We start from the raw sequence: 20,028 nt of genomic DNA, 5'->3' as shown, positions 1-20,028 counted from the left end.
CCTCCACCGCCTGGCACAGCTCCTGCTATAGCCCTGTCAGGCCGCGTTCCCACGCGCTTCACAAAAACAATTAAACGAAGGATCCTTCAATGGATAACTCCAACGCCCTGCCCCTCGGGTCGGCTGCCGCGCCCGCCCGTGAAAGAAGCACCGCCAGCCGGATCAAATCGATCTTCAGCGGTTCGGTCGGCAACATGGTCGAGTGGTACGACTGGTACGTCTACGCCGCATTCTCGCTGTACTTCGCCAAGGTTTTCTTCCCCAAGGGCGACACCACCGCCCAACTGCTCAACACCGCCGCGATCTTCGCCGTGGGCTTTTTGATGCGCCCCATCGGTGGCTGGTTGATGGGCCTCTATGCCGACCGCGCCGGGCGCAAACGTGCGTTGATGGCCTCGGTCTACCTGATGTGCTTCGGCTCGCTGATCATCGCCCTGAGCCCCGGTTACGAAACCATCGGCGTCGGCGCACCGATCCTGCTGGTGCTGGCCCGCTTGCTCCAAGGCCTGTCGGTGGGTGGCGAGTACGGCACCTCGGCGACCTACCTGAGCGAGATGGCCACCAAGGAACGCCGTGGCTTCTACTCCAGCTTTCAGTACGTGACCCTGATCTCCGGCCAACTCATCGCCCTCGGTGTGCTGATCGTGTTGCAACAGTTCCTCACCAGTGACCAGCTGTACGCCTGGGGCTGGCGCATTCCGTTCGCCATCGGCGCGTTGTGCGCAATCGTGGCGCTGTACCTGCGTCGCGGCATGGAAGAAACCGAGTCGTTCACCAAGAAGGAAAAGTCCAAGGAAAGCACCATGCGCACCCTGCTGCGCCATCCCAAGGAATTGATGACGGTGGTCGGCCTGACCATGGGCGGCACGCTGGCGTTCTACACCTATACCACCTACATGCAGAAATACCTGGTGAACACGGTCGGCATGAGCATTTCCGACTCCACCACGATATCCGCCGCCACGCTGTTTCTGTTCATGTGCCTGCAACCGGTGATCGGCGGGCTGTCGGACAAGGTCGGACGCCGGCCGATCCTGATTGCCTTCGGCATTCTGGGCACGCTGTTCACCGTACCGATCCTGACCACGCTGCACACCATCCAGACCTGGTGGGGCGCGTTCTTCCTGATCATGGCGGCACTGATCATCGTCAGCGGCTACACCTCGATCAACGCCGTGGTGAAAGCCGAACTGTTCCCCACCGAAATCCGCGCCCTGGGCGTCGGCCTGCCTTATGCCTTGACCGTATCGATCTTCGGCGGCACTGCCGAATACATCGCCCTGTGGTTCAAGAGCATCGGCATGGAAACCGGCTACTACTGGTACGTGACAGCCTGCATCGCCGTGTCGCTGCTGGTGTACATCACCATGAAAGACACCCGCAAACATTCGCGGATTGTGACTGACTGATTGATGTACTTGCAGTCACTGCAATGGTGACTGTGATGACCCCATCGCGAGCAGGGCTCGCTCCCACAGGGTTGACGCAAGTCCCTGTGGGAGCGAGCCCTGCCCGCGATTGAAGGCAACTGGTCTCAAGCCTCCAAACAGCGATTAATCACCCGTTAATCCCTGCCCTGCACCCTGACTCTACCTGATCGATTACCCCGCGCGACGTTCGCTCCCACTCGCGAAGCGTCTAATGCGTCGCCCTTAATATCTACTTAATCGATCATAATCAGCACTATTTTGAGATTTTCAATCAATTTAATTGGCGTAACATTCAACCCATGCAAGACACATCGCCAACGAACCTGGAGTACACACCATGAAAACCAAACTGATCCTCGCTCTGACCCTGTCCGTACTGGCTGCCAACACCTTCGCCGCCGACGGTTACGACAAAACCGGCTCTGGCGCCTTTGGCTCCGAGGCCAGCGCTGCCATCGAGCGCAACCATTCCGGTAGCTATGCCGCCGACGGTTTCGACAAGACGGGCACCGCTGATGCCATAGCAGCCGATGGGTTCGACAAAACCGGCACCGCCGACGCCATTGCAGCCGATGGTTTCGACAAAACCGGTACCGCCGACGCCATTGCAGCCGATGGCTTTGACAAAACCGGCACCGCCGAAGCGATCAGTTGATTGATAACGAAAAGATCGCAGCCCTCGCAGCGCCTGACGGAATGACCGTGGCGCTGCCGAGGGCTGCGATCTTTTGCTTCTCTGGAAATAAAAACCGCGGCCTAGCACTATGAGCGGCCTATCAATGCCTTCAGGGAACACCCGCTAATGCCCGATGACATCCATTTCTATGAGCCCGCCCACGGCCACGGCCTGCCCCACGATCCGTTCAACGCTATCGTCGGCCCGCGTCCCATTGGCTGGATTTCTTCCCAGGACGCCGAGGGCCGCCTGAACCTGGCACCCTACAGTTTCTTCAATGCGTTCAATTACGTCCCGCCAATCATCGGTTTCTCCAGCGTCGGCCGCAAAGACAGCCTGAACAACATCGAACAGACCGGCGAATTCGCCTGGAACCTGGCCACCCGCCCGCTGGCCGAGCAGATGAACCAGAGCTGCGCGATGGTTGCGCCTGAGGTCAACGAGTTCGAACTGGCGGGGCTGAAAACCGTAGCCTCGCGGGTCATCCAGGTACCGCGGGTAGCCGAAAGCCCGGTGTCCTTCGAATGCAAGGTCACCCAGATCATTCAGTTGCAGCGTGCGGACAAGGCACCGGTGCCGAGCTGGCTGATCCTCGGCGAAGTGGTTGCCGTGCACATCGCCAAATGGCTATTGAAAGACGGGGTCTACGACACGGCGGCCGCCGAGCCGATTCTGCGCGGCGGTGGGCCGGCGGATTATTTCCAGTTGGGACCAGAAGCACTGTTCAGGATGCACCGCCCCAAATAACGGTGGGAGTTACCAGAGCAGCCCGCCCTCGTCGTCGACGCCCTTGAGATGAGTCAGTTGCACCGCTGCCGCCTCATCGGCCTTGGCTGCGGTTTCGAAAGTCTGTTCTTCAAGCACCTTGTTGAAGCGCGGTGCACCTGAGCCGCCAATGGCCTTGGTGGCAATAGCGGCGTAATAGCCACCTCCTTCCTTGGGAACAACAGCGGAAACAGCTTCGAAGGTTTCAAAGGCTTTACGTGCCATGTCTGCGCATCCGGGCGATGAAAAATGACCGCCATTAAACCTTCATCCGGCCAGTTTGTGTACCGTCGCCAGGCTCCCTTCGGTCGCCTGGGCGGCGGACACGTCCTTGAAGGTGTGGAAATCCAGGCTGCTGACCACAAGGTCCTGCACCAGCTCGGAAAAAATACCCATGGCCGGCGAGTTGAAGTACGCCTCCATCGATTGTTGGTTGGCCCACAGCCCGGACACCAGCCACAAATCGGCATCGCATTGTGATTGTTGCAAGGCAAAGTGCATGCAACCGGGGGCCTGGCGCGATGGCGCGATCAGTGTGCTCAAGCGCGCCCCCAGCGGTTTGGAGCAACCGGCGCGGGCCCGCACGAAAGCCATGTGACTGACGGGGATCTGTGTAGACATGTTCAACCTCCCAGGTAGTCCGTTGTGCAGCCCGGGACAGGCTGCGACAGGATCAAAGGTTAAGCGCCGCGAGACCAGGGTCGTTAGTCGATTTCTGCCGACCGCTTGCACGATCCTGCGCGCCAGGCACTCACAAGAAGGCCAGGGGCTCTCCGTCAGCCGGCAATTTGAGACAAAAGGTTTCAAGCAAGTTTCCGCGCCATTCGATGTTCCAGCACAGCGAGCCGTGCAGGATCAGGCAAGCTTTCAACAGAATGTGACTACCGCTACGCATTGCACAAACATAAGCTTTGCCCATGGCTTCCCTATCGCCCGAGGATTCCGGCATGTCACCACTTGACCACGCCCACGTCCCGCTGGACACCTATCTGGAACAGCAGCGCGCTGAACTGGCGTCGATCATCGATCGAAATACCGGTGAAGATGGCAATTACTCCACGGCCATCGATTCATTGAACCTGTCACGCCACACCCGCCCCCGCGACTTCGCTCCGGTGCTGGCCCAACCGGCGCTGTGCATCATGGCCCAGGGCAGCAAGCAGGTACGGTTGGCGGATGAACTGTTCAACTACGATCCGCTTCATTACCTGGTGGTTTCGGTGTCGATGCCATTGAGTGGCTGCATGGCCGACGTCTCGCCCGAGCATCCGGTCCTGGCCCTGCGCATTGACATCGACCCGGCGGAGATCACTGCGTTGATCGCCGATGCCGGCCCCATGGGCGTGCCGACCCGTCCCGCCGGCCGTGCCTTGTATGTCGAACGCCTGGACACGCCGATGCTCGATGCCGTACTGCGGCTGGCGCGATTACTGGATACGCCGAAAGACATCGCCATGCTCGCGCCGTTGGTACGCCGTGAGATTCTCTACCGTCTGCTGCGCAGTCCCCAGGGCTACCGTCTATATGAAATCGCCATCGCCAATAGCCAGAGCCATCGCATCAGCCAGGCGATCAAATGGCTCAACAGCCATTTCGAACAACCCTTGCGCATCGATGACCTGGCCCGGGAAGTGAACCTCAGCGTCTCGACCCTGCATCACCGCTTCAAGGCCATGACGGCCATGAGCCCGCTGCAATATCAGAAACAACTGCGACTGCAAGAGGCCCGGCGGCTGATGCTGGCCGAAGGACTGGAAGCCTCGGCGGCCGGATATCGGGTGGGTTATGAAAGCCCTTCGCAGTTCAGCCGCGAGTACAGTCGGTTGTTCGGGGCCCCACCACTACGGGATCTGGCGCGGTTGCGGTTGACGGTTTGATCTGGCTTGTTGCGATGGCCGGGCCGACCTCATCGCGAGCGGGCTCGCTCCCACAGGGAATCTGCAGTGACTACAAGATCCAGGCTCACAGCCAATCAACTGTGGGAACGAGCCTGCTCGCGATGAGGCCCGCTCAGCCCCTCTACAATGCCGCCATCCATTTCCCCTGATCGATCTCAATCAAGGTCGGCCCCTGGCGGTCGCTGGCGGCAAGTAGGGCAACGCGCAGGTGCTCTGCGTCGTCAACGGCTTCGGCCGCGCATCCCAGGGCTTTCGCCACGCCAATGAAATCCGGGGTGTAGATGTCCACACCGACCGGTTCGATGGCGCGGTTGACCATGTATTTCCGGATTTCTTCGTAGCCCTGGTTATTCCACAGCAACACGATCACCGACGTGCGTGCCTCCACGGCACTGGCCAGTTCCGGCAGGGTGAATTGCAGGCCGCCGTCGCCGATCAGGCACACGACTGGGGGCCGCCCCCGGCCCTGGTCCGTGCCGCCGAGCCAGGCACCGATGGCGGCTGGCAACGCGTAGCCCAAGGTGCCGTAGCCGGTTGACGCATTGAACCAGCGGCGGGGCCGCTCAAGGTTGAAAGTCAGGTTGCCGGTGTACACCGGCTGGGTGGAATCACCGACAAATACGGCGTCGGGCAGCGTTTGTAGAACGGTGTCGAGCAACAGGGTCTGGGCCTGGGTCGGAGCATCCCAATTCCGTTCGAGCCCGGTGCGCAATCGCGCCACGCGAGTGCTTCCCCAATCGCCCTGGCGCTCCGGCAATGGCAGACGATTCAGCTCGACCAGCAAGGCCTGGACGGCCGCCCGGGAATCCGCCACCAGCGCCAGGCGCGGTGGATAATTGCGCACGGTCTGGTCCGGGTCGATGTCGATGCGCAGCAGCGCGCCGGGAATCTCGAAGCCACCGGCGAAGGTGACGTCATAGTCCGTCTCGGCCAGCTCGGTGCCGATGGCCAGCACCACGTCGGCCTCGGCCACCAGCGCGCGGGTGGCGGCCAGGCTTTGGCTGGAGCCGATCAATAGCGGATGACGGGATGGCAACAGGCCCTTGGCGTTGATGGTCAGGGCCACCGGTGCGCCCAGGTGTTCGGCCAGTCGGGTCAGTTCAGCCGCCGCGTCGATGGCGCCGCCGCCGGCCAGGATCAACGGACGCCGGGCGCTTGCCAGCAGGTTGGCCATGGATGCGACGGCAGCCGGCGCGGCACCGGCACGACTGATGGTCACCGGCGTACTGGCAAGCAAGGCATCTGCCGTTTCAACCAGTACGTCGAGCGGAATCTCGATATGCACCGGCCGCGGCCGCCCGGCCTGGAACAAGGCGAACGCCCTGGCCAACACAACCGGCAGTTCGGCGGCAGACATCAGGGTGTGGGAAAAAGCCGCGACGCCCCCCACCAACGCGCTCTGGTTCGGCAGTTCATGCAACTTGCCCCGACCGCCGCCCAATTGACTGCGCGATTGAACACTGGAGATCACCAGCATCGGAATCGAATCGGCATAGGCCTGGCCCATCGCGGTGGCAATGTTGGTCATGCCAGGACCGGTGATGATGAAACACACACCCGGTTTGCCGCTGACCCGGGCGTATCCGTCGGCCATGAAACCGGCGCCCTGCTCATGGCGCGGTGTCACGTGACGGATGCTGGAGCGGGCCAGCCCCCGGTACAACTCGACCGTGTGCACACCGGGAATGCCGAATACCTGCTCGACGCCATAACCTTCGAGTAACTTGACCAACACTTCGCCGCACGTTGACATTTGTGATTGCCTTTTCCTGCCTCGGATCGGCTTTATTGGAACGGGCGGGCCATAGCCGCAACAATCGATAAAAAGTCATACTTGCCATGTCTTCACGTCATGGCTCGACTGCACAATGAAACGCCTTCCCCCACTGCCGGCGCTGCATACCTTCCTGATTACGGCCCAGTGCTGCAGTTTCACTCGGGCGGCTGAACATTTGCACATCACCCAGGGCGCGGTAAGCCGGCAAATCGCCGGGCTGGAGGCTCATCTGGGCTATACGCTGTTCCAGCGTCACGCACGGGGCTTGAGCCTGACGGCGGAGGGCCAGGCATGGCTGCCACGGGTCCAGCAGGTGTTCGGTTTGATCGACGAGGCGGTGCAACAGATCGGTGAGAAACGTCAGGTGCTGCAACTCAAGGCCCCGACCTGTGTGCTGCGCTGGTTGCTGCCACGCCTGGTGCAATGGCAGAAGGAACGGCCGGATGTGCCCGTGGCGCTGACCACCACGATCAGGCATGGGGTCGACTTCCAACGCGAAACCTTCGACGCCGCGGTGGTCTATGGGCCGCCGCCGGACGCGTCCCTGGGGTCGGTGCATCTGTTCGATGAACAACTCACGCCCGTCTGCTCCCGTCCTTATCTGGAAGGCCCCGTGCCGCTGCGCTCAGCCGCCGATCTGCAACAGCACCTGCTGCTGCACCCCACGACGGATGAGCGTGACTGGAATACCTGGCTGGACGCTGCCCAAGTGAAATTGACGAACATCAGCAAGGGTCAGCACTTCGAAACCCTGGACCTGGCGATGTCCATGGCGTCCCAGGGCATGGGCGTGGCGATTGGCGACTGGTCACTGATCGGCGAAGACCTGAACGCCGGACGGCTGGTGATGCCGTTCGAGCTGAAGGTTCGGACCGGGATGGGCTATCACTTGGTGTACCCGCGTAAGCCTCAGGCGTCAGGACCGCTGCAGAAATTGATGGGGTGGTTGGCGGAGCAGGCCCAAGCGCGGTAGCTGTCTTGGGAAGAGGAATTTACCTGTGGCGAGGGGATTTATCCCCGCTGGACTGCGCAGCAGGCCCATGACTTTTAAATTGCTCAGCCTGACACCGCGAGACGTCAGGTTTTGGGGTTGCTCCGCAACCCAGCGGGGATAAATCCCCTCGCCACAGATGATCCCTCTGCCACAGATGATCCCCTTGCTACAGATAATTCTTTTTGCCGCAGGAAATAGCTAGAGCAGATTAGGCACTTGCGCCGGCTCGACTTGCGCCCAGTGCGACGTGTCTTCGCGATGCTCGCGCAAATAGGGCAGCACCGCCCCCAACAAGGGTTCCTTGAACGCTTCCTGGAATCGATGGGCCAGGCCCGGTATCAGTTTCAACCGGCTGCCACGGATATGCGCAGCCAGATGCACGCCGTGCATGACCGGCAATAAAGGGTCGGCGGTGCCATGGACCACGAGGGTCGGCACTTGTAGTTGGTTGAGCAACGCCACCCGGCTCGGCTCCGCCATGATCGCCATGATCTGCCGCTTCACACCCTCTGGATTGAAAGCCCGATCATAGGCCACGGCGGCCTGATGCAGCAGCGCCTGGCGGTCGTCGACCACCATGGGGCTGCCCAGGGCGGCCAACAGGTCGGCCTGCTGCTCCAGGGCCATTTCACGATTCGGCGCGCTGCGACGGGACAACAATTGCACCAGCGCTTCGCTGGGCGCCGGCAAGCCTTGGGCGCTGGAGCTGGTCATGATCAGGGTCAGGCTCTCGATCCGCTGCGGCGCCATGGCCGCCATGTGCTGGGCAATCATGCCGCCCATGCTCGCCCCCAGCACATGAAAGCGTTGCACCTGCAATGCGTCCATCAATCCCAGTCCATCGTCGGCCATGTCGGTCAAGGTGTAAGGCGCCGCCACGGGCAAGCCCAACTTGTAGCGCAAGGCTTCGAACGTCAGGTTGGCGCTGCCGGGCGCCTGGCGCCAGGTGGACAAGCCCACGTCCCGATTGTCATAGCGAATCACCCGGAAGCCCTGCTCGCACAGGGCAACCACCACCTCGTCGGGCCAATGGATCAATTGCCCGCCCAAGCCCATCACCAGCAACAACGCCGGATCGGAGGCACGCCCAATGCTCTGGTACGCCAGGCTCACCTGCTCCAGATCGACCCGTTGGGTCGCGACATTCACATCACAACGAGACGCCGCCAGGGACGGCAGGCCGAACATCAAGACGGCCAGGAAAATGAACACACGCATGAAGAAACACCAAAACGCAGAACCCCAGTAGAGCGCGAGTCTGATGAAATTCGTTCAAGCGCGCTGCCACAGTTGCGTGACAGTTTGATGAAGATTGCCGAATGGTTTCCCGATGGAGGCGGTAGGAGCAAAGCTTGCTCGCGATGGCGGTGGATCAGCTTGCAAATCTGTTGAAAGTGCCACCCTCTTCGCGAGCAAGCCCGCTCCCACACCCAGATCCAGATCCAAGCTCAGATGCAGGCTCAGGCCAGTTGAGCCCGCAACTGCCTTGCCGCCGCCACCATGTTCACCAGCGCCGCCTCGGTCTCCGGCCAGCCACGGGTCTTCAATCCACAGTCGGGGTTGACCCACAACTGGTCGGCAGGAATCCGTTTCACCGCCTTGCTCATCAACGCGACCATCTCGGCCGTGTCCGGTACCCGCGGCGAGTGGATGTCGTAGACGCCCGGGCCGATGTCGTTGGGGTAGTCGAACGCCTCGAAGGCATCGAGCAGTTCCATGTCCGAACGGGAGGTTTCGATGGTGATGACATCGGCGTCCATGTCGGCAATGGCCTGGATTACGTCGTTGAACTCGCTGTAGCACATGTGGGTGTGGATCTGGGTTTCGTCGCGTACCCCCGATGCGCTCAGGCGGAAGGCTTGCACCGCCCAGTCCAGGTATTCCTGCCATTGCCCGCGACGCAGCGGCAGCCCTTCGCGGAATGCAGCCTCGTCGATCTGCACGATGCCGATTCCAGCGGCCTCCAGGTCCAGCACTTCGTCGCGCAGGGCCAGGGCCAGTTGCAGCGCCTGGACCCGGCGCGGCACGTCTTCACGGGGGAACGACCACATCAGCATGGTCACGGGACCGGTGAGCATGCCTTTCATGACCTTGTCGGTCTGGCTTTGGGCGTAGCGGATCCAGTCGACGGTCATGGCTTTCGGCCGACTGATATCGCCGTAGATGATCGCCGGCTTCACGCACCGTGAACCGTAGCTCTGGACCCAACCGAAACGGGTGAAGGCGTAGCCGTCCAGTTGTTCGGCGAAGTATTCCACCATGTCATTGCGCTCGGCTTCGCCATGGACCAGCACATCCAGGCCCAGACGCTCCTGGATCTGCACGGCGTGGCGAATCTCGGTGTGCATGGCGTCCTGGTAGTCATTGGCCGACAGCTTGCCCTGCTTGTAAGCCTGGCGCGCCAGGCGAATGGCTGGCGTCTGTGGGAAGGAGCCGATGGTGGTGGTGGGAAAGGCCGGCAGTTTCAGCCGGGCGCGCTGCTGTTCGATGCGTTGGGCAAATGGCGAGTGCCGCTGGGTGTCCTGGGGGCCGATCGCCGCGAGGCGGGCCTGGACCTCGGGTTTATGAATCCGCGCCGAACCGGCGCGACGGGTCTGTATGTCGCGACTGTCGGCCAGGGCCTGGCGCACACCGGGGGCCTGCGGATCGTTCAGCGCATCGCGCAGCACCGCCACTTCGCCGCACTTCTGCACGGCGAAGGCCAGCCAGCTCTTGAGTTCGGGGTCGAGGCTATCTTCGCGCTCCAGGTCCACCGGGCTGTGCAGCAACGAACAAGAGGTGCTGACCCAGAGGTTATCGCCAAAACGCTCCTGGGCCGGGCGCAACTGCGCCAGCGCCTGCTCCAGCTCGCAGCGCCAGACGTTGCGGCCATTGACCAGGCCCACCGAGAGGATTTTGTAGGTCGGCAGGCGATCCAGCACTTGGCCCAGTTGCTCTGGCGCACGCACGGCGTCGATGTGCAAACCGTCCACCGGCAGGCCCACAGCCAGGCCGAGGTTGTCTTGCAGGCCACTGAAATACGTCGCCACGAGTTTTTTCAGCGGCGAATACTGCAGGATGTGATAAGCCCGCTCGAAGGCGTTTTTCCAGGCCTGGGGCAGATCAAGGGTGAGGATCGGCTCGTCGATCTGCACCCACTCCACGCCTTGGGCCTTCAGGCGATTGAGGATTTCGCCATAGACCGGCAACAGGCGCTCCAGCAGGTCGAGCTTGTCGAAATCCTGCCCCTTGGCCTTGCCCAGCCACAAGTAGGTCAGCGGACCGATGATCACCGGTTTGACCTGATGCCCCAGGGCATGGGCTTCATCCACTTCGTCGAACAACTGCTCCCAGCTCAGGGCAAAGGTCTGACCGGCGGAAAACTCGGGGACCAGGTAGTGGTAGTTGGTGTCGAACCACTTGGTCAGTTCCTGGGCGTGCCGGGTCTGGCCGTGATCGGCGTTGCAGCAGGCGACCGTGGCGCCACGGGCCATGGCGAACAGGGTTTCAAGGGTCGGTTGGCCGTGGGCATTCAACGTCGTGCGAAAGCGCTCGGGGACGGCACCCAGGGCCAGCGTATGGCTGAGCACCTGGTCGTACCAGGCGAAATCCCCCACCGGCAGCAGGTCGATGCCGGCGTCTTTCTGCAATTGCCAGTGCCGGGCCCGCAGCTCGCGGCCCACCGCTTGTAACGCGGTCGCCGACAGATCGCCCTTCCAATAGGCTTCGAGGGCTTTTTTCAGTTCGCGGTCGGCGCCGATGCGGGGAAAACCGAGGGTGTGGGCCAGGGCCATGGTGTGCGTCCTCCTGTAAAAGATGACGCCATTGTCGACAGCCTGCACCACATGAGACAAACTCAACCTTTTCGTGTTGATCACAAGTTTTGTTCATGGAGACTCCGGTGCTTGAACTCCGTCACCTCAAGACCCTGCACGCCCTGCGCGAAGCCGACAGCCTGGTCGAAGCCGCCGAACGGCTGCACCTGACCCAGTCCGCACTCTCTCACCAGTTCAAGGAACTGGAAGAACGCCTGGGCATGCCGTTGTTCGTGCGCAAGACCAAGCCGGTACGGTTCACCAGCGCCGGCCTGCGCCTGTTGCAACTGGCCGACGCCACCCTGCCGCTGCTGCGCAGCGCCGAGCGTGATATTGCGCGGCTGGCCGGCGGCACCGCCGGACGCTTGCACATGGCAATCGAATGCCACAGTTGCTTCCAATGGCTGATGCCCACCATCGACCAGTTTCGCGATGCGTGGCCGGAAGTCGAACTGGACCTGGCGTCGGGGTTCGCCTTCGCCCCGCTGCCGGCCCTGGCCCGTGGCGACCTGGATCTGGTGGTGACGTCCGATCCACTGGACCTGGCGGGCATCACTTACGTGCCGCTGTTCACTTACGAAGCCATGCTCGCCGTCGCCAACCAGCATCGGCTGGCGGGCAAACCGTACATCGTGCCCGAAGACCTGGTCAGCGAAACCCTGATCACCTATCCGGTGGAACGGGATCGACTGGACATCTTCACTCGCTTCCTGGAACCGGCCGACATCGAACCGGCCCAGGTCCGCACGTCCGAGCTGACGGTGATGATGATGCAGTTGGTGGCCAGCGGCCGTGGCGTCTGCGGCATGCCTCACTGGGCCCTGCATGAATACAGCTCACGCGGTTATGTAAAGGCCAAGCGGCTGGGGGAGAAAGGTTTGTTCGCCACGCTGTACGCGGCGGTACGGACCGACATGCTCGACGCGCCGTATATGCGCGACTTTCTGCTCACGGCCAAGGACACGTCGTTTTCGACGCTCGATGGGGTCAGTGCCGTTCGGTAAGACTGTGGGAGCGGGCTTGCTCGCGAAGAGGGCGTGTCAGTCGATGTAAATGCCACTGACCCACCGCCTTCGCGAGCAAGCCCGCTCCCACAGAGTACGGCGCAAGGATTAAAGTTCGCGCCACATGAGGACCTTGTCGAAGTATTCCTCCCCCACGCGAATCGCCTGGGGTTCCAGGCCGTAGAGTGCGAAGCCACAGCGCTGGTAGAGCCTGATGGCCGGGTCGTTGCCGGCGGTGACGGTCAGTTGCACCAATCGCAGGAAAGCATGGCGCCGGGCTTCGGTCAGCGCGGCCTCCAGCAATCGGCAGCCAAGCCCACGGTGACGATGGGCATCGACGACATACATGCCGAACAATGTCGCTTTGTGCCGGGCCTTTTCCCGAGGTTCCAGGGCCAGGCCGACGATACCAGCCAGTTGATTCGCCTCGAATGCGCCCAATACCACGTCGAGCCGGCTGGTCAGGCGAGATTCCCACCAGTTCATGGGCATGACCGCACGCTCCCTGACGCTGGACGTGAAGGCCTGCGGATGATGCTCATACGCCTGCAGCATCAACTCACGATAGGCCTGCGCATCGCCAGCGCGCAGCCGTCGGATATTCACGCGGCCCGCCGTTGTTCAAACATCAGCCGCAACGCCAGCCCACCGAGCACGAACCCCATGAAATAACGCTGGGCCGCCAGCCAGGTGGGGTTATGCACGAACCACGAGGCGATGCCGGCGGCAAACAGGGCAATCAGCAGATTGACGCTGAAACTGACGCTGATCTGGGTCAGCCCCAGGATGATGCTCTGGGTGAACAGTGAGCCGTGCTCCGGGCTGATGAACTGCGGAAACACCGACAGGTAGAACACCGCGATCTTCGGGTTAAGGGCGCTGGTGAGAAAGCCCATGGTGATCAGCTTGCGTGTCGAGTCCGCGGGCAACTGTTGGGCCTGGAACGGCGAGCGTGCGCCGGGCTTCACCGCTTGCCATGCCAGCCACAACAAATACAGCGCACCGGCCCACTTGAGGATTTCATAAGCCATGGGCACCGCCAGGAACACCGCCGTCAGCCCCGCGGCGGCGGCGAACATATGCACGAAGAACCCCGCCACCACCCCCAGCAGGGACGTGACCCCGGCCTTGCGGCCCTGGCAGATCGAACGGGAGATCAGGTAGATCATGTTCGGGCCGGGCGTGAGCACCATCAACAACGCGGCGGCGGCGAAAATCAGCAGGTCCGGCAATGGAATCATGGGCAACAGTCCTTGAGCCTTGAATCGAGACAGGTGGCTCGATAGAACGGCAGGATCACCTCGCCTGTCAACGGCGCCAGGAAAAGATCGCCGTCACCGCTCGGGTCGATCCAACGGACTTCTTCGATTTCAGCGGCGGGCGATACCGGGGCATCGATGTCCAGCAGAAACACTTCAGCCTGCACGACAAACCCCGGCTCGTTGGCGGCCGGGGCGCTGAATGCGCCCAGATAGCGGGCCTGGGTTGGATCGATCGACAGCCCGAGTTCTTCGTCCAGTTCACGGGCCAGGGCCTGCACCGGTTGTTCATGGGGCTCGATCTTGCCACCCGGTTGCATGAAAGCCCGGGTGCCGCGCTTGCGCACCAGCAGGGTCCGGCCGTCCGGCCCGATCAACAGGGCGGCGGCGATGTGGATAAGGGAAGTGGTCATGGGGCTCGACGTCATGCTGGAAATGCCGGGCAGATTACAGGCCGGACAGCCTTGCGCAAAGCCTCAAGACCCGCACAACCCCAATGTGGGAGCGGGCCTGGTGGGAGCAAAGCTTGCTCGCGATACACGCGACTCGGTTTCAAGAAGACCGCATTGTATTCATCGCGGGCAAGCCGTGCTCCCACCAGGCTCGCTTGCGTTGTCCGTTGGTGCGAACGTCACCCCAGCATCGGCTTCGGCGCCGTAGGGTCCAACTCCTCCTCGGGAATCTTGACGAACACGCTGTACCGCCCCCCCTCCATCGCTTCGAAGGCAATGAGTTTTTCCACCAGCGGACCGTTCAGGATCTTGCCGGCGTTGAGCAGCAGCATGCCGTTGTCGGCGTTGAGGTTGCGGGCCAGGACCATGCCGGCCGCCAGTTCGCGGGTGTTCATGACCTTCACCGTCGGGTCGGACAGGGTCACGTCTTCCAGGTATTCGGCGCAGGCCTTGATGAAGTCTTCCACCATGTCCGGGTCGTACAGCTTGCCGGCGTACTTGCGGATATAGACCAATGCTTCGTCGCTGTTCATCTGCCGTTCGAGGATCAAACCACGCTGCAGCTCGATGAAATCCACTGCCAGCTTCAACAGCCGCGACCCGAACGGAATGGCCTCGCCCTTGAGGTGGTCGGGGAAACCGCTGCCGTCCCAGCGTTCCTGGTGATGGAGAATGATGCGCGCCGCGTCTTTCATCGGGTCCAGGGTCATCAGCAGCGATTCGCTCTGCTTCGGATAGGCGCGATACAGATCGAGTTCGTTGTGATGCAGCAGGTCGGCCGGCGTGATCATCATGTTGTCGGTCCAGCTCAACTTGCCGATGTTGTACAGCGCCGCCGCCATGGTCAGGTCGCGGTCGGTGGACTCGTCGAGGAAATGCAGCCGGCTGTAGACCCGGATCAGCTCGATGATCTGCCGGTTGGTCTGCTTGGCCTTGGGCAGGCGCAGGTTGGCGATCAGCGAGAACACCTCGGTACCGGTCACATAACTGCGCTTGAGCTCTTCATAGGCCAGGTCGAGCATGTCGGCGGTCTGCTGCAACTCGGCGGTACGCGATGCCACGCGTTTTTCCAGGGTCGCATTCAGTGTCTTGAGCTGTTGGTTCTGCTCGCGGTTGAGCGCTTCGAGGCGCTGACGCTCGCTTTCCGAATGCTGGTGGGCCAGGGCCTGGCGCAGCGCCTGTACCAGTTCTTCGTCGTTCCAGGGTTTGCTGAGGTAGCGATAAAGCTGCCCCTCGTTGATGGCCTTGGTCATCATATCCACATCGGCGTAACCGGTGAGCAGGATGCGCAGGGTCGACGGATACAGCTTGCGAATCTGTGCCAGCAGCGTGGCGCCGTCCATGTTGGGCATGCGCGCATCGGTCATCACCAGGTCGACCGGCCGTTCCTTGAGGATTTCCAGGGCCTTGGCCCCGCTGTCGGCCACCAGGATTTCATAAGGCTGGCTGCGTAACAAACGACGCAGGCTGTTGAGAATCGGTTCCTCGTCGTCGACCAGCAGCACCGTCGGCTTGGTGACCGGAACGTCCGGCGTTTGATCTTCCATTACTACCCCCTCCTATAAACGACACCGTTCTACCCCCGTAAAGGACAGGCTAGTAGATCGCGAACATTTAGGCACGATTTGCCATCATTGGCCGAGCGCATCCCGATGAGACGACTATGCTGTACCCCATGAAGGGCCAAGTACAGGCCAGAATACTCATGCCAGCGAAAGGGATATCAGATGTACCCACGGTTGCGTAGTCAGCATCGCTCCGGTGCACGGCCATGAGCCTGCCCCTGGACAAAGCCAATCGGCGAATTCTGATCGTCGACGACACCCAGACGATCCACGAGGATTTTCGTAAGATCCTCAGCCCCCAGTCGCCCCCCGAAGACAGCCTGAGCAGCGCGGAAGAGGCCCTGTTCGGTGCACCGGTGGCCGTTGCCAGCAGCAGTTTCGTACTCGACTCGGCCTTCCAGGGCATGGAAGCCCTGAACAAGGTGGAGACGGCGCTGGAACAGGGGCAACCCTATGCGATGGCCTTTATCGACATGCGCATGCCCCCCGGCTGGGATGGCCTGGAAACCATCGAACGGCTATGGCGCGTCGATCCCAAGCTGCAAGTGGCGCTGTGCACCGCCTATTCGGATTACTCCTGGGAGGACATCGCCGATCGCCTCGAACTGGCCGATCGCCTGCTGATCCTGAAAAAACCCTTCGATGCCATCGAGATCCGTCAGATGGCCAGTACCCTGACCGTCAAGTGGCAGATGACCGAAGATGCCGCGCTGAAGATGGACATGCTCGAACAGGCGGTGGAAGAACGCACCCGGGAGCTGGCGGACGCCAACATCATCGTGCAGAACAGCCCGACGATCCTGTATCGCCTGCGGGGCGAGCCACCGTTCCCGCTGATGTACATCTCCCACAACATCACCAAGTTCGGTCATGTTGCGGCAGAACTGGTCAATTCGCCGGACTGGGCACAAGCGCTGATCCACCCCGACGACCAGCCCAAGGTCGACGAGGCGATGATTCGCGTGCTGGACCGCGACATGGCGGGGGCGTCCATCGAGTTTCGCATGCGCACCGGCGACGGTTCGTTCCGTTGGGTGGAGAACCGCTACATTCCGGTGCGCAACGAGCACGGACTGCTGCTGGAGGTGGAAGGCATCATCCTGGACATCACCGAACGCAAGCTGGCCGAGGAGAAGATCGCCCAACTGGCCCGCACCGACGGTCTGACCGGGCTGGCCAACCGCGCTACCGTGATCGAGCGCCTGCACCAGGCATTCGCCGCTGCGCGCCGGGGGGCGGCGCCCTTCGCGATGTTTTACCTGGACCTGGACCACTTCAAGCGGATCAACGACACCCTGGGCCATCCCATCGGTGATCTTTTGTTGCAGGAGGTCGCTGCGCGCATCAAGGGCTGCACCCGGGAAAACGACGTGGTGGCGCGCCTGGGCGGCGACGAGTTCGCCATCCTGCAACTGGACGTCCACGAGCCGACCCATTGCGCCGCGCTGGCGGCCAAGATCCGCGACACCCTCGTGGCGCCCTACTCACTGGACGGCAATGACGTAAGGATCTCGGTGAGCATTGGCATTGCTCTGTATACCCCGCAGAGCCAGAGTGCCGACAGCCTGATGGCGCAATCGGACATGGCCCTGTACCGGTCGAAGGAAAAAGGCCGTAACCAGTACCATTTCCACAATGAGGAGATCAACCAGGAGGTCACGGACCGGGTCGCCCTCACCAACGACCTGCGCCAGGCCATCGAAAACAATGAGCTGAAATTGCACTACTTGCCGGAGGTCGACCTCAGCACCGGCAAGATCCTGGGCATGAATGTACAGGTGCGCTGGAAGCATCCCGAACGAGGATGGCTGGAGCCTTCGGCGTTCATGCCCGCGGCCGAGAAGAGCGGGATCATCGTTGCCCTCGGCCACTGGGTGCTCGACCAGGCCTGCCAGCAGATGCGCCAATGGCGCGACCAGGGCATGGCGCCCCCGGTGATCGCCATCGACCTGTCCCTGACCCAGCTCAAGACCGGGCCGGAACTGATCTATGACGTCTTGCGCACCACCGCCCGCTATGAACTGGCCCCCTGGGACCTGCGCTTCGACGTGACCGAAGCCACCCTGGCCCAGACCAAATGGACCCACAACGACGTGCTGCCACGCCTGTGTGAACTGGGCGTCCAGGTCGCCATCGACGATTTCGGAACCGAATATTCCTCGTTCGATTACCTCAAGACCTATCGGGTCAACCACCTCAAGCTCGCCCAGCGTCTGCTCGACAGCGCCAACGACGACCCCGACAACGCCACGACCCTGCGGGCGATCATCAACTTTGCCCGGGACGTGGGCATCGGCATCATCGCCGAAGGGGTCGAGACCCATGAGCAGCGCACCACACTGATGTCCAGCGGCAGCGGCACACCGATATTGGCCCAGGGACATTACTTCAGCACGGCGGTCGATAGCGGCCAGGCCGCCGAACTGCTCAAGGTCGGGACCATCGTACCCGTGACGGATCACTGGACCCGCCCCGCGAGCCAGCTATAGGAGAGCAACCCATGAACCCCATGTCGGTACCTGCCAACCGAAGAATCCTGGTGGTGGACGACACGCCGGCGATCCACCAGGATTTTCGCAAGATTCTCAGCCCCGGTGCAGGCAACGATGACTCGCTGGACGACACCGAAAGCCTGCTGTTCGGCACCCCGCAGGTCAACCGGCTGCAGTTCCAGATCGATTCGGCCTATCAGGGCGAAGAAGCGTTGGAACTGGTCAAGCGCGCCCAGGCCGAAGGCCAGCCCTATGCGATGGTGTTCGCCGATATGCGCATGCCGCCGGGCTGGGACGGCCTGCAAACCATCGAGCGGCTTTGGGAGGTCGATCCGCGGCTGCAAATCGCCTTGTGCACGGCTTTCTCGGACTACACCTGGGAAACCATGTCCGAACGCATCGAGTTCGACGACCAGTTGCTGATCCTCAAGAAACCGTTCGATACCCTGGAAATCCGCCAGATGGCCAGCGCCATGACCTGGAAATGGCAACTGGCCCAGGACGCGGCGAGGAAAATGCGCAGCCTGGAGCGCACGATCGAAGAGCGGGTGCAGGAGCTGCTCAAGGTGTCCCACCTGTTGCAGTACGACGTGCTCACCGAACTGCCCAACAGCATGTTGCTGGGTGATCGCCTGACCCAGGCCATGGCCCAGTGTCGTCGGCATGATCGGCAGCTGGCGGTGATGTTCCTCGGCCTGGACCGCTTCAAGCGCATCAACAACGCACTGGGCCACCCGGTCGGCGATGAAATGCTCAAGCGGGTGGCCCGGGCATTGGCGACGGTGGTGCGAGAATCCGACTCGGTATTTCGTTATGGTTCCGATGAGTTCGTGGTCGTGCTCGGGGACATCACCGACCCGCAGCAAACCAAAGGCGTGGCGGAAAAACTGCTGGCAGCCGTCAGCTCGCCCCAACCGATCGATGGCCATGACCTGACCGTTACCGCCAGCCTGGGCGTGAGCATGTATCCGACCGACGGTTTCGACGCGGTGGCGCTGATCAAGAAAGCCGAGACGGCAATGCGCAACGTCAAGGACAACGGCCCCAACGATTACCGTTTCTTCACCGAAGACATGAACCGGCGGGCCCGCCAGCAACAGACCATCGAGTCCGGCCTGCGCCTGGCCCTGCAACGCAAGGAATTCGTGCTGCATTACCAGCCCAAGCTGGACCTGCGCAGCGGCAAAGTGGTCGGCGTCGAGGCGCTGGTGCGCTGGGATCGGCCCGGTCACGGGATGGTCTATCCCTCGGACTTCATCCCCGTGGCCGAAGACAGCGGTCTGATCGTGCCGCTGAGCCAATGGGTGCTCCAGGAAGCCTGTCAGCAGGCCCGCAGCTGGCAGTCCCAGGGCATGCGACCGCTGTACTTGTCCGTGAACATCTCAGCCATCGACTTCCGTCAACGCGGCTTCGTCGAAGGCATCGCCCGCACCCTCAAGGAAACCGGGCTGGACCCGACACAGTTAGAACTGGAGATCACCGAAAGCGTGCTGATGCAGAACATCGACACCACCGTCGCAGTCCTCAGGGCCATCAAGCAACTGGGGATACGCCTGGCCATCGACGACTTCGGCACCGGTTATTCGAGTTTGAGTTACTTGCAGAAATTTCCAGTGGATGTCCTGAAGATCGATCAGTCGTTCGTCGGTGACCTGAGCATCGACAGCAACGACGCCAAACTGGTGAGCACCATCATCAGCCTGGGCAAGAGCCTGAACCTGCATATCATCGCCGAAGGTGTGGAAACCCTTGAGCAGCTGGAATTCCTCAAGCTTCATCAATGCGAGGAGGCCCAGGGGTATTACTTCAGCAAGGCCGTGGAGCCGCAGGCCTTTGTGCAATGGATGACCGAGTGGGAACAACGTCCAAACCCGTTTTCGTGAACTGCCAAGCTCCATCAACCAAAAGATTCAAGGAAGCAT

17 protein-coding genes are annotated in these 20,028 nt (G+C 61.7%); 8 read left to right on the top strand and 9 right to left on the bottom strand.

Going from position 1 to position 20,028, the window contains the following annotated elements; genetic code table 11:
* Window positions 1–89 precede the first annotated feature (89 nt).
* The 3 genes from EGM97_RS04070 to EGM97_RS04060 all read left to right on the top strand — a co-directional run bounded on the left by EGM97_RS04070 (window position 90) and on the right by EGM97_RS04060 (window position 2,853).
* A complete protein-coding gene (locus EGM97_RS04070) occupies window positions 90–1,409 on the top strand; it encodes an MFS transporter (protein ID WP_238961029.1) in 1,320 nt (439 codons plus the stop codon).
* 358 nt (window positions 1,410–1,767) lie between these two features.
* On the top strand, window positions 1,768–2,085 hold the full coding sequence (locus EGM97_RS04065) for a hypothetical protein (RefSeq protein ID WP_238961028.1): 318 nt from the start codon (window positions 1,768–1,770) through the stop codon (window positions 2,083–2,085).
* A 147-nt stretch (window positions 2,086–2,232) separates the two neighbouring features.
* Window positions 2,233–2,853 (top strand): flavin reductase family protein, encoded by a 621-nt coding sequence (locus EGM97_RS04060; protein ID WP_238961027.1) that lies wholly within the window; start codon window positions 2,233–2,235, stop codon window positions 2,851–2,853.
* Between the two features lie 9 nt (window positions 2,854–2,862).
* Here EGM97_RS04060 and EGM97_RS04055 read toward each other — a convergent pair whose 3' ends face one another.
* Together EGM97_RS04055 and EGM97_RS04050 are read right to left on the bottom strand one after the other, a co-directional pair.
* The gene (locus tag EGM97_RS04055) at window positions 2,863–3,096 is read right to left on the bottom strand and encodes a hypothetical protein (RefSeq protein WP_238961026.1); all 234 of its coding nucleotides are present in this window, start codon (window positions 3,094–3,096) and stop codon (window positions 2,863–2,865) included.
* A gap of 42 nt (window positions 3,097–3,138) precedes the next feature.
* Entirely contained in the window at window positions 3,139–3,492 is a 354-nt protein-coding gene (locus EGM97_RS04050; RefSeq protein WP_238961025.1) for a putative quinol monooxygenase, read from the bottom strand.
* A gap of 326 nt (window positions 3,493–3,818) precedes the next feature.
* On the opposite strand from EGM97_RS04050, the gene EGM97_RS04045 reads away from it, so the two are divergent.
* The gene (locus EGM97_RS04045) at window positions 3,819–4,748 is read left to right on the top strand and encodes an AraC family transcriptional regulator (RefSeq protein WP_238961024.1); all 930 of its coding nucleotides are present in this window, start codon (window positions 3,819–3,821) and stop codon (window positions 4,746–4,748) included.
* A gap of 142 nt (window positions 4,749–4,890) precedes the next feature.
* On the opposite strand, the gene EGM97_RS04040 is transcribed toward EGM97_RS04045, so the two are convergent.
* A complete protein-coding gene (locus tag EGM97_RS04040; RefSeq protein WP_238961023.1) occupies window positions 4,891–6,522 on the bottom strand; it encodes a 5-guanidino-2-oxopentanoate decarboxylase in 1,632 nt (543 codons plus the stop codon).
* Between the two features lie 115 nt (window positions 6,523–6,637).
* Between EGM97_RS04040 and EGM97_RS04035 the strand changes: the two genes are divergently transcribed.
* Window positions 6,638–7,519 carry a LysR substrate-binding domain-containing protein gene (locus tag EGM97_RS04035; protein WP_238961022.1) on the top strand — a complete coding sequence of 294 codons (882 nt, stop codon included), beginning with the start codon at window positions 6,638–6,640 and terminating at the stop codon, window positions 7,517–7,519.
* Between the two features lie 219 nt (window positions 7,520–7,738).
* On the opposite strand, the gene EGM97_RS04030 is transcribed toward EGM97_RS04035, so the two are convergent.
* Together EGM97_RS04030 and metE are read right to left on the bottom strand one after the other, a co-directional pair.
* Window positions 7,739–8,758 (bottom strand): alpha/beta fold hydrolase, encoded by a 1,020-nt coding sequence (locus EGM97_RS04030; RefSeq protein WP_238961021.1) that lies wholly within the window; start codon window positions 8,756–8,758, stop codon window positions 7,739–7,741.
* A gap of 242 nt (window positions 8,759–9,000) precedes the next feature.
* Window positions 9,001–11,313: a 5-methyltetrahydropteroyltriglutamate--homocysteine S-methyltransferase gene (gene metE / locus EGM97_RS04025; protein WP_238961020.1), complete on the bottom strand. Its 2,313-nt coding sequence runs from the start codon at window positions 11,311–11,313 to the stop codon at window positions 9,001–9,003.
* Window positions 11,314–11,420: 107 nt separating this feature from the next.
* Here metE and metR point away from each other — a divergent pair, with 107 nt between their 5' ends.
* The gene (gene metR, locus EGM97_RS04020; RefSeq protein ID WP_238961019.1) at window positions 11,421–12,338 is read left to right on the top strand and encodes a transcriptional regulator MetR; all 918 of its coding nucleotides are present in this window, start codon (window positions 11,421–11,423) and stop codon (window positions 12,336–12,338) included.
* A gap of 108 nt (window positions 12,339–12,446) precedes the next feature.
* Here the strand turns inward: metR and EGM97_RS04015 are convergent, their stop codons facing one another.
* The 4 genes from EGM97_RS04015 to nosR all read right to left on the bottom strand — a co-directional run bounded on the left by EGM97_RS04015 (window position 12,447) and on the right by nosR (window position 15,596).
* On the bottom strand, window positions 12,447–12,944 hold the full coding sequence (locus EGM97_RS04015; RefSeq protein WP_238961018.1) for a GNAT family N-acetyltransferase: 498 nt from the start codon (window positions 12,942–12,944) through the stop codon (window positions 12,447–12,449).
* Window positions 12,941–13,579, bottom strand: coding sequence for a LysE family translocator (locus tag EGM97_RS04010; RefSeq protein ID WP_238961017.1), 639 nt, complete (start codon window positions 13,577–13,579; stop codon window positions 12,941–12,943). Before EGM97_RS04010 ends, EGM97_RS04015 begins: the two co-directional genes overlap by 4 nt.
* Complete coding sequence (locus EGM97_RS04005; RefSeq protein WP_238961016.1) at window positions 13,576–14,025, bottom strand: NUDIX hydrolase; 450 nt, start codon at window positions 14,023–14,025, stop codon at window positions 13,576–13,578. The genes EGM97_RS04010 and EGM97_RS04005 overlap by 4 nt, the downstream gene beginning before the upstream one ends.
* A 203-nt stretch (window positions 14,026–14,228) precedes the next feature.
* Window positions 14,229–15,596 carry a response regulator c-di-GMP phosphodiesterase, NosR family gene (gene nosR / locus EGM97_RS04000; protein ID WP_238961015.1) on the bottom strand — a complete coding sequence of 456 codons (1,368 nt, stop codon included), beginning with the start codon at window positions 15,594–15,596 and terminating at the stop codon, window positions 14,229–14,231.
* Window positions 15,597–15,820: 224 nt separating this feature from the next.
* Here nosR and EGM97_RS03995 point away from each other — a divergent pair, with 224 nt between their 5' ends.
* Both EGM97_RS03995 and EGM97_RS03990 read left to right on the top strand, forming a co-directional pair.
* Window positions 15,821–18,103 (top strand): GGDEF/EAL domain-containing response regulator, encoded by a 2,283-nt coding sequence (locus EGM97_RS03995; protein ID WP_238961014.1) that lies wholly within the window; start codon window positions 15,821–15,823, stop codon window positions 18,101–18,103.
* An 11-nt stretch (window positions 18,104–18,114) separates the two neighbouring features.
* Window positions 18,115–19,989 (top strand): GGDEF and EAL domain-containing protein, encoded by a 1,875-nt coding sequence (locus EGM97_RS03990; protein ID WP_238961013.1) that lies wholly within the window; start codon window positions 18,115–18,117, stop codon window positions 19,987–19,989.
* Window positions 19,990–20,028 lie beyond the last annotated feature (39 nt).

The sequence above is a fragment of the Pseudomonas sp. AF32 genome (assembly GCF_022342325.2).
Taxonomy (GTDB): Bacteria; Pseudomonadota; Gammaproteobacteria; order Pseudomonadales; family Pseudomonadaceae; genus Aquipseudomonas; species Aquipseudomonas uvaldensis.
This window is presented reverse-complemented; position numbering and strand designations above follow the sequence as displayed.

Bases quoted from the DNA above. Each gene is read 5' to 3' on its own strand.
- EGM97_RS04010 (WP_238961017.1), bottom strand. From the start codon at position 13,579: ATGATTCCATTGCCGGACCTGCTGATTTTCGCCGCCGCCGCGTTGTTG.
- EGM97_RS04035 (WP_238961022.1), top strand. From the start codon at position 6,638: ATGAAACGCCTTCCCCCACTGCCGGCGCTGCATACCTTCCTGATTACG.
- EGM97_RS03990 (WP_238961013.1), top strand. From the start codon at position 18,115: ATGAACCCCATGTCGGTACCTGCCAACCGAAGAATCCTGGTGGTGGAC.
- EGM97_RS04065 (WP_238961028.1), top strand. From the start codon at position 1,768: ATGAAAACCAAACTGATCCTCGCTCTGACCCTGTCCGTACTGGCTGCC.
- EGM97_RS04040 (WP_238961023.1), bottom strand. From the start codon at position 6,522: ATGTCAACGTGCGGCGAAGTGTTGGTCAAGTTACTCGAAGGTTATGGC.
- EGM97_RS04060 (WP_238961027.1), top strand. From the start codon at position 2,233: ATGCCCGATGACATCCATTTCTATGAGCCCGCCCACGGCCACGGCCTG.
- nosR (WP_238961015.1), bottom strand. From the start codon at position 15,596: ATGGAAGATCAAACGCCGGACGTTCCGGTCACCAAGCCGACGGTGCTG.
- EGM97_RS04070 (WP_238961029.1), top strand. From the start codon at position 90: ATGGATAACTCCAACGCCCTGCCCCTCGGGTCGGCTGCCGCGCCCGCC.
- EGM97_RS03995 (WP_238961014.1), top strand. From the start codon at position 15,821: ATGAGCCTGCCCCTGGACAAAGCCAATCGGCGAATTCTGATCGTCGAC.
- EGM97_RS04050 (WP_238961025.1), bottom strand. From the start codon at position 3,492: ATGTCTACACAGATCCCCGTCAGTCACATGGCTTTCGTGCGGGCCCGC.
- EGM97_RS04055 (WP_238961026.1), bottom strand. From the start codon at position 3,096: ATGGCACGTAAAGCCTTTGAAACCTTCGAAGCTGTTTCCGCTGTTGTT.
- EGM97_RS04045 (WP_238961024.1), top strand. From the start codon at position 3,819: ATGTCACCACTTGACCACGCCCACGTCCCGCTGGACACCTATCTGGAA.
- EGM97_RS04030 (WP_238961021.1), bottom strand. From the start codon at position 8,758: ATGCGTGTGTTCATTTTCCTGGCCGTCTTGATGTTCGGCCTGCCGTCC.
- metE (WP_238961020.1), bottom strand. From the start codon at position 11,313: ATGGCCCTGGCCCACACCCTCGGTTTTCCCCGCATCGGCGCCGACCGC.
- EGM97_RS04005 (WP_238961016.1), bottom strand. From the start codon at position 14,025: ATGACGTCGAGCCCCATGACCACTTCCCTTATCCACATCGCCGCCGCC.